Origin of the sequence: Psychrobacter sp. ENNN9_III, from assembly GCF_001462175.1 — a bacterium.
In the GTDB taxonomy this organism is placed as follows: Bacteria; Pseudomonadota; Gammaproteobacteria; order Pseudomonadales; family Moraxellaceae; genus Psychrobacter.
In genome coordinates this window covers 1-8,817 of the sequence record NZ_LNUO01000007.1, presented here as the reverse complement: position 1 = coordinate 8,817, position 8,817 = coordinate 1, and the positions used below count along the sequence as shown (strand labels likewise).

Genomic DNA, 8,817 nt, shown 5'->3' with positions numbered 1-8,817 from the left:
GGGAGAGCCGACGCTCTCCCTTTTTTATGGCTACTACTATTTTATAGCCACTATAATGACTATTGTAAGCAAATAACCGTTTGGCAACTTGTCAAAGCCATCTAGTCAAATCCTGCTTCCATTTCTTCTAATGTTGTCATCGATGACAATAACTTCTCTTCATTATCGCTATGCTGCTGCTGTAGCGCACTTTGCTCATCTAACAGTTTTAACAAGTCAGCTTTGCGGCTCTCTTCATAAAGATCAGTGTCGGCCAGCTTTTCTTCTAACGTTATTAGTTGCTTATCAATCTTAGCTAAAGTCTTCTCGGTATTCTCAATCTCACGACGAATTGGCGCTGTCAGTTTACGTTGTTCAGCAGCCAGCTTGCGCTGTTCATCTTTACTGAGTGCAGGCTGAGCAGTTTTGACTTTTAGGGCGGTAGTAGATGCTGCACTATTTAATAGACTGTTATCTGTTTCACGTGAAACAAATTTTTTACTCTCTTTTTTACTTTTTTTTCTTGCTCGTATTTTTGTCTGCGGAATTCTCTTGTTTGCGTTTTTCCGCCAGCCATTTACCGTAGTCACCGATATCACCATCGAACTCATCAATTCGACCATCATGTACCAGATATAGCTCATCACAGACATTGGCGATTAGCTCACGATCATGTGAGACCAGCACCACTGCCCCTTGAAACCCTTGTAGCGCGATAGTTAAGGCTTGGCGCATTTGTAAGTCTAGGTGGTTGGTTGGCTCATCAAGGACCAGCACGTTTGGACGCTGCCAGACAATCAAAGCCAGCGTCAAACGCGCGCGTTCTCCGCCAGAGAATAGCTTACTTGGCGTATCAATACGATCCCCACGAAAGTCGAAGCTACCAAGGAACGAGCGCAAATCAGCGTCTGATGTCTTGCCCGCTAGGCGGCGCAGCATTTGTAGCGGGGTGGCCGCTGCATCTAAAGCATCCATCTGATGCTGGTTAAAGTAACCAAGTTTTAAGGTATCGGACACGCGGTAAGTACCTGACAAAATTTTCAGCTCGCCGACCAAGGCTTTAATTAGCGTTGATTTACCAGCGCCATTCATACCAAGCAGACCAAGACGGGTATCAGGCGTTACTTGTACGCTTGCGTTATACAAAAGCGGCGTATCGCTATAGCCGATGTCCGCTTGCGTCATCTCAATTAGCGGTGAGCTCATATTGGCTGGCTCATAGAAGCGAAAAGAGAAAGGATTGTCCGCCATCATCGGTGACAGCTCTGCCATACGCTCAAGCTGCTTGATACGGCTTTGGGCTTGCTTAGCCTTACTGGCTTTGGCACGAAAGCGACGTATAAAATCATCTAAATGTGCGCGGGTGGCTTGCTGCTTCTCAAACGCTTGCTGCTGCTGCGCCATGCGCTCGTGACGGGTACGGATAAACTGTTGATAGTTTCCTGTATAAAGGGTGATTTTTTGTTGTTCGACATGCAAGATATGACCGACTGTCGCATCTAAAAACGCTTGATCATGTGAGATGACTATAACCAAACCTGTAAAAGCATTGATCCAAGTTTCAAGCCATAAAATAGCATCCAAGTCCAAATGGTTGGTCGGCTCATCGAGTAACATCAAGTCCGCGCGGCTCATCAAAGTCTTTGCAAGGTTTAAACGCATACGCCAACCGCCCGAAAACCCTTCGACTGGCAGCTCATGCTGGCTTGTCTTAAAGCCAAGACCTGCCATGATTTGTGCCGCTTTGGTCGGTGTACGATAGCCATCAATTTCATCGAATTGCTGATGCAAAACCCCAATCTGCTCATCACTGACGGCGCTTAAATCATTTAAAGCTGCGTTAATCTCATACCATTGCTCATCGCCGCTCAAGACATAATCAATCGCTGTTTGGCTACTGGCACCGACCTCTTGCGCCATGTGGGCAACTTGCCAACTGTCAGGAATACTCACCTCGCCCTTATCAAGCGTGACTTCGGTATCACCAGCGCCCATCTGCGTGAGTAACAAGGCAAATAAAGTAGACTTGCCTGTGCCGTTGTTGCCCGTTAGACCTACTTTTTGGCCCGGATGGAGCTGAAAGCTTGCCCCTGCAAACAACTCGCGCCCATCGCGGCGCACGCTCACGTCTTTAAATTCGATCATATAGTTTCTTCATCTCAATAATAATATAGAACATAAGGCTATAAAAAATACACGACTAGCATGTTTACTGGCGGCTATTATTTCAAACGCCTAGCCGATAGGCAAACGATTAAATAACTATTTCAAATTCAAGCGAATTTATGGAGACAAGCTTATTTATAATGATAGGCTTAAATATAGAGGCTCGTTTGAACGATAAATACTTATCCGTAGGGAGTTAGGGTAAGGTAACCAACGTTACGCTTGACAAATCCAACGCCACCCCCATTATGATATACTGCAATAAGATAAATACCAGCAACAACCAAAGTGTTGTGATGGTACAAATATAATATTTATAATGCTTTAATAGTTTTGCCATAATGACAGCACCCAATCGAATCAAACGCCGTACGTATCTTTTTTTGCAAACTTTTGATTGCAAACCCAAACAGGACGACGATAGCATTTGATCCTAGCAACTGAGGTAGATATGAACGAATCAGCCACCCAATTTAGTCCAAGCTCAAGCCAGCCCGTAGATCCCACTGTTTTGAATTTAACGGATAGTGCCGCCCAAAAAGTACGTCGCCTACGTGAAGAAGAAGGTGACAGCAACCTGATGTTACGTGTCTATGTGACTGGTGGCGGCTGCTCAGGGTTTTCCTATGGTTTTAACTTCGCCAATGACCTAAACGAAGACGATGCCAACTTTGATAATGGTGACGTGACGTTGGTTGTCGACTCAATGAGCTATCAATACCTGCAAGGCTCTACAGTTGACTACACCGAGGGCTTAGAGGGCGCGCGTTTTATCGTGACGAATCCAAACGCGACCACTACTTGTGGCTGCGGTTCATCGTTCTCTATATAAATGATTGCTTTGATGTTAAAGATTTAGTGTAGCTATTATTTAAATTTTTTTGCTTAGGCACCTATCTTATTGTTAGGTGCTTTTTAGTCTAAAGTTTTAACTTATGTGTTTTAGTATGATTGAATCGAATAAGCAACTGATACAGTACTGCACATTTAATGAAAAAATGTAGATAAATGCAGATAAATGAATATAATTAGCACCCATTAGTTTAGTTTTTTGCTATTATTTCCTAACCAATTTTTTCGTCAGAATTGGTCAAGTTAACCTTGGATAAAGCTTATTGTATTTGTAATTGTTCGTGGTTTTCAGAGTAGCTTTGAGCTAAACTGACGGAATTCTTCACCCTAATATCTACCTCTTTTATGGTCAAACATCAGTTGCGCTTTGATCCGCCATAATAAATAACAATAGATGACTATTATGAGTAATTTTGCGAGTAGCTTTGAGAGCTTTAAAATCCCAAATTGGTTCGACAGTCAGCATTTAGCGGGTATGCTCCGCGGTATCGAAAAAGAAGGTTTGCGCGTTAAGCCAGATGGCTTTTTGGCACAAACACCGCACCCAACCAAACTTGGGTCAAAGCTTACCCATCCGTTTATCACCACGGATTATTCAGAAAGCCTGCTTGAGCTCATCACCGATCCCAAAACCTCCCCCAAAGAAACCTTAAATATGCTACGCCAACTGCACTTGTTGGTCTATCAAGGCATGCCTGAAGGTGAGCTGATGTGGCCATTATCAATGCCATGCATGCTGTCTTCTAAAGATGAGGACATCCCACTAGCCGATTATGGCAGCTCTAATACTGGTAAGCTTAAAACACTATATCGTAGTGGACTTGGTATTCGTTATGGTCGCCGTATGCAGGCTATTGCAGGCTTACATTATAACTTATCTTTTGGCGATAACTTATTTGAAGCTTGGCAGGCTAAGACGCCCACTGCACAAAGCCAGACGCTAACAGAGTTTAAGAACGAAAAGTATCTGGGCCTTATCCGTAACTTTAAGCGCTTGACCAGCTTGGTGCTGTATTTATTAGGAGCCAGTCCAAGCGTTTGTCCTTGCTTTGTGGCGGGACGTGAGCATGATTTAGAGCTACTAAATGACTCAACTTACTATAGACCTGCCGCCACTAGCCTACGTATGGGCAAGCTTGGCTATACCAACAGTGTGCAAGAGCAGCTAGATATCCGTTATAACAACTTGCCTGAGTATATAAAAGGATTACGCCGTGCAATTCAGACACCGCACGAGAGCTTTGAAAAGCTTGGCTTAGACGATGCTGATGGCAACCCTATCCAGATTAATAATCACATACTGCAAATAGAAAACGAATACTACAGCCCTATTCGTCCAAAACAAATCGCGATGAGCGGTGAGACGCCAACAGAAGCGCTTGAGCGTCGCGGTATAGCTTACGTTGAGTTTCGCGCCATCGATCTCGATCCTTATAGCGATGTTGGTATTCGTCTTTCTAGCGCCTGTTTCTTAGAAGTCATGGCCCTGTACTGTCTACTAAGCGACTCACCTGATCTGCTCCCTGATGAAGAAGAAGCGCTAGCCATCAATCTTGAGCGCGTGGTCAACGAAGGTCGTCGTGAAGGCTTACATATTATAAATAATGGTGAAGAGCAGTTACTTGAGAGCTGGATGCTTGTACATTTGGATCGTATGCAGCCACTTGCAGCTTTGCTCGACTCACATTATGGCGGCAACGACTACCGTACGGCTGTGGCTTTGATGCAAGGCAAGGCTGGACATCCTGAGTCAACCATTTCTGCACAAGTAAATTCTGATAGTAAACGTCTAGGGAGCCTATGGCAGCTTGGTTTTACCTTAGCGCAGCAACATCGTGATTCGTTGTTACAGCAGACGCTTAATCCAAATACCCAAGCTAAATATGAAGTACTGGCTGAAAAGTCTATCTTGCAGCAAGCGGAACTTGAAACAGCTGAGACTGAAAGTTTTATGGATTTTTTACAGCAGTATCGTTAATAAATGACTAACTACTACTGATATATAATATTGATTAATACATCATTCTATAAGAGTACCTCGCTAATGCAAAAACTGACCAATTATCGCAGTTTACAAGTATTTTTGGTTTTTATGACCGTGATTGGTATGAGTTATGCGTTGTTTTTTTTACAGCGTTATATGGGGTTATCTCCTTGTCCACTCTGTATTTTCCAGCGTATTGGTCTAATGGTAATGGGTGCTTTTGCGTTAATAGCTGCTTTATTTAACCCTAAAACGCTAGGACTACGATTGATATTATGGCTTGGTAGCTTAGCTGGTATCGGCTGGGCTACAACCGTAGCAGCGCGTCATGTTTGGCTACAGCACTTACCCGCTGACCAAGTCCCTTCATGTGGGCCAGGTTTAGATTACTGGCTCGATACCTTGCCTATGCAGCAGGTACTAAAAGAAGTGTTTGCCGGATCAGGCGAATGCGCAACTATCGACTGGACATTTATGGGACTTAGTATTCCTGAACAATCATTAATATTTTTTAGTATCTTGTTGTTGGTACATATATTGATATTGTGGCGTATTTTTCGCCCAGTGAAGACACTAGCTTAATAATAGCAACCTGAATATTGTTGTGCTTTTTTCGTGTCTTGTTTTTTATCCTTTCTCGTAACGTATTCATGGTAAAACACCTTAGGCGTTCAACCAAGAATTCATCTCGTTTAACTTTACTTACTCCTAACAAAACATCTACATAAGAGTAATATCGGTTTGTTAAGGTACCTAGCGTTTATTCCTCTTATATAGTCGTCTATCGGTCAAATTTGACTACTTTCAACCTAACTTATCTTAGAAGTGGTATTTAAGGCAGATAAGCGGTCGTTTAATAAGTATTAAAATACAAAAAGAGATACATTTAACTAATTGAAACCAGTGACGTTTTTACAACGTTGCCGTGACTTATTGACGCTACTATTGAGATAAACATTGATAGATATCTAATTTGCTTTTTTATTATAAAATAAACCTTTATTTTCTTTTTTATATGATGAAACAATTTATCCCTACCCCGCTTGTGGTGGTCTCCTCAATCAAACGCTTTGGTAGCCTTTTGTTGCCTTTGCCGCTTTGTATGATTTTGATTGGCTGTGATAGTCAGTCATCTACTACCGCAGCTGCTCACAGTGCATCAATAAAACAATCTTTAACTGACAGTAAAGTCCGCCATGATAATAAGCATGATTCTATGCAGGTAGATGGTGATAGTGAAAGTGTTGCTGTAGCAGATGATATAGTGAGCGTTGATGAAGGTGACTCTTTACTAGCAGTAGCCGAACCTGATAGTCATGACACCAATGTACAGAGTCGTCGTACTCCGATGATTTCAAATGCCACTATGGATAGTGATTTACAGGCGACTTTGATTGGTGATTATGTAGGTATTTTGCCATGTTCTTTTTGTTCTGGTATGACAGTAACACTAAATTTGTTCGCTGATGGTACAATCACCAAGACGAACATCTATGAAAACCCAACCACTCCCAAAGTACCCCTTACTGAATATGGTATCTATCGTCAAGACAATGACACTATCACTATCGTTTATGAAGATGATCAAATCGAGAGCTACCGTATTCAAAACAATCATCTTGTTATGCTAAATGATGATGACACTTTGAACACCGATTACACCTTGTCACTCAAATAAGCAGACATTTATAGTGCTGGATATAACTCTATATGTAACAATATAGTCGCAACTTTATTGAAGCTGTTTAAACGACTATTTACGCCTACTTGTTGGGCGTTTTTTTATCGGTTATCTATTGGTGTTTACTTTACAATAAGCGCTGCTAACATTAATACACAGGTTAGTAGCTGTTAAATACTGAATCTTTTTTAATTTATTTATTGACTGTTTATTCTTGTCAGTATGACTTCATTTAATTTCTTATCATCACAGCGTGGACCATCTATGCATATTCATATTCTTGGTATTTGTGGCACTTTTATGGGTTCATTGGCCTTGTTGGCGCGAGAGCTTGGACACCAGGTCACAGGTTCAGATGCTAGTGTCTATCCTCCTATGTCGACCCAGCTTCAAAACGCTGGCGTAACTATCCAAGAAGGCTATCTTATAGAGCATTTGCAGCCAACGCCTGACTTGGTGGTCGTTGGTAATGCCATGAAGCGCGGTATGGATGTCGTCGAGTATATGCTTGATCAAGGTATGAGATATACTTCAGGGCCGCAGTTCCTCTCTGAGCAAGTATTGCAATCACGACATGTATTGGCAGTAGCTGGTACGCATGGTAAGACAACCACAACGACTATGCTGGCATGGGTATTACATTATGCAGGTATCGATACTGGGTTTTTGATTGGCGGTGTGCCGTTAGTAGATACGACAGATGCGCGCCTACAAAACGTATTTGCACATAGCAGTTATTTAGGCACAGCTACTGTACCCAATGAAGCTGCAAACTCTATCGAAAGTAATAGCACAACATCTGCAACATCGGGGTATTTTGTCATAGAAGCGGATGAATATGATTCTGCGTTTTTTGATAAACGCTCAAAATTCGTCCATTATCGACCTCGGACTGCTATTTTAAATAACCTAGAATTCGACCATGCAGATATTTTTGCTGATTTAAATGCTATCCAGAATCAATTCCATCATATGGTACGTATGATTCCAAGTGCTGGCAAGATTATCATGCCAGCAGCGACCGCCAGTTTAGAAGATACCTTGGCTAAAGGTGTATGGACGCCAGTCTGGCGCACCGCAGTGACGGACCAGAAGTTTACGAATATTGAAGCAGTCGATACAAAAAGCGCTACCAATGAGACTATTACAAGTGACTGGCAAGCAGCTCTGTTGACAGAAGACGGTAGTCAGTTCAAAGTAAGCTTTAACGCTGATCCATCAACGAGTGCTACTGTTGATTGGTCGATGAGCGGTATGCATAACGTTAATAATGCGCTAGTTGCAGTAGCTGCAGCTTATGATGTCGGAGTAGATATTACGACAGCATGTGCCGCCCTCTCAGCGTTTGCAGGTATTAAACGTCGCATGGAGTTAATCGGAGATGTTAACGATATTTTAGTATTTGATGACTTTGCTCATCATCCGACAGCGATTACGACGACCTTAGATGGTGCCAAAAAGAAACTCACTAACAGACGGCTATGGGCGATTATCGAACCACGTAGCAATACCATGAAGATGGGTATTCATAAGGACAGTCTGGCACAATCAGCAGCGTTAGCGGATCACACAATTTGGTATGAGCCTGCTGGCCTTGAATGGGGGCTACAAGAAGTCATTGAGCGTGCTGAACATAATGATAATCAGCGGGTTGTAAATAGTATAGAAGATATTATCGAGCATATTACGACGCATGCACAAACAGGTGATGCGATTGTTATTATGTCAAATGGGGGCTTTGAAGGTATTCATCAGCGTCTATTAACATCATTATCTGAGCTAAATGCTCAAACTTAGAGCTTCCTATTTTATTTTTGACTCATTGTAATTAAATAGCATTACATAGGTGGTTTAGCTAAATTTAAAAGCGTTATTCTTAACCATAAGAATAGCGCTTTTTTTTATCTCACCATATACTCGACTTTTATTCTATAATTTATAGACAAAAGTCCAATCTATATTAGTAACTGCCGTATTACTGTAATTACTTTTGTAACCTTTCATTTACTTATTTCATCTGCAAAATAGCAAATGGTGGTTTTTTCTCACATAGTGCTTACACTGGTAACACTTTACGCTTATTTATTTTGACGTTAAATGTTTACAATGCTGCTATCAACATTAGAAAAAGACTTAAGAAAAAATTAATATAAAA

Annotated in this window: 5 protein-coding genes and 1 pseudogene; 5 read left to right on the top strand and 1 reads right to left on the bottom strand. The window is 41.8% G+C overall.

The genetic code is table 11. The annotated features are described in order from the left end of the window. Positions 1 to 101: 101 nt before the first annotated feature. Positions 102 to 2,124, bottom strand: a pseudogene (locus PENNN9_RS00515) (ATP-binding cassette domain-containing protein). A gap of 472 nt (positions 2,125 to 2,596) precedes the next feature. Between PENNN9_RS00515 and erpA the strand changes: the two are divergent. The 5 genes from erpA (at position 2,597) to mpl (ending at position 8,459) form a co-directional block, all read left to right on the top strand. Further along, a complete protein-coding gene (erpA, locus tag PENNN9_RS00510; RefSeq protein ID WP_058367828.1) occupies positions 2,597 to 2,977 on the top strand; it encodes an iron-sulfur cluster insertion protein ErpA in 381 nt (126 codons plus the stop codon). 423 nt (positions 2,978 to 3,400) lie between these two features. Continuing rightward, positions 3,401 to 4,975: a glutamate--cysteine ligase gene (gene gshA / locus PENNN9_RS00505; protein ID WP_058367827.1), complete on the top strand. Its 1,575-nt coding sequence runs from the start codon at positions 3,401 to 3,403 to the stop codon at positions 4,973 to 4,975. 66 nt (positions 4,976 to 5,041) lie between these two features. Further along, positions 5,042 to 5,563, top strand: coding sequence for a disulfide bond formation protein B (locus PENNN9_RS00500; protein ID WP_058367826.1), 522 nt, complete (start codon positions 5,042 to 5,044; stop codon positions 5,561 to 5,563). Positions 5,564 to 5,996: 433 nt separating this feature from the next. Further along, entirely contained in the window at positions 5,997 to 6,659 is a 663-nt protein-coding gene (locus PENNN9_RS00495; protein ID WP_156410047.1) for a copper resistance protein NlpE N-terminal domain-containing protein, read from the top strand. Between the two features lie 267 nt (positions 6,660 to 6,926). Beyond that, a complete protein-coding gene (gene mpl, locus PENNN9_RS00490; RefSeq protein WP_058367824.1) occupies positions 6,927 to 8,459 on the top strand; it encodes a UDP-N-acetylmuramate:L-alanyl-gamma-D-glutamyl-meso-diaminopimelate ligase in 1,533 nt (510 codons plus the stop codon). Positions 8,460 to 8,817 lie beyond the last annotated feature (358 nt).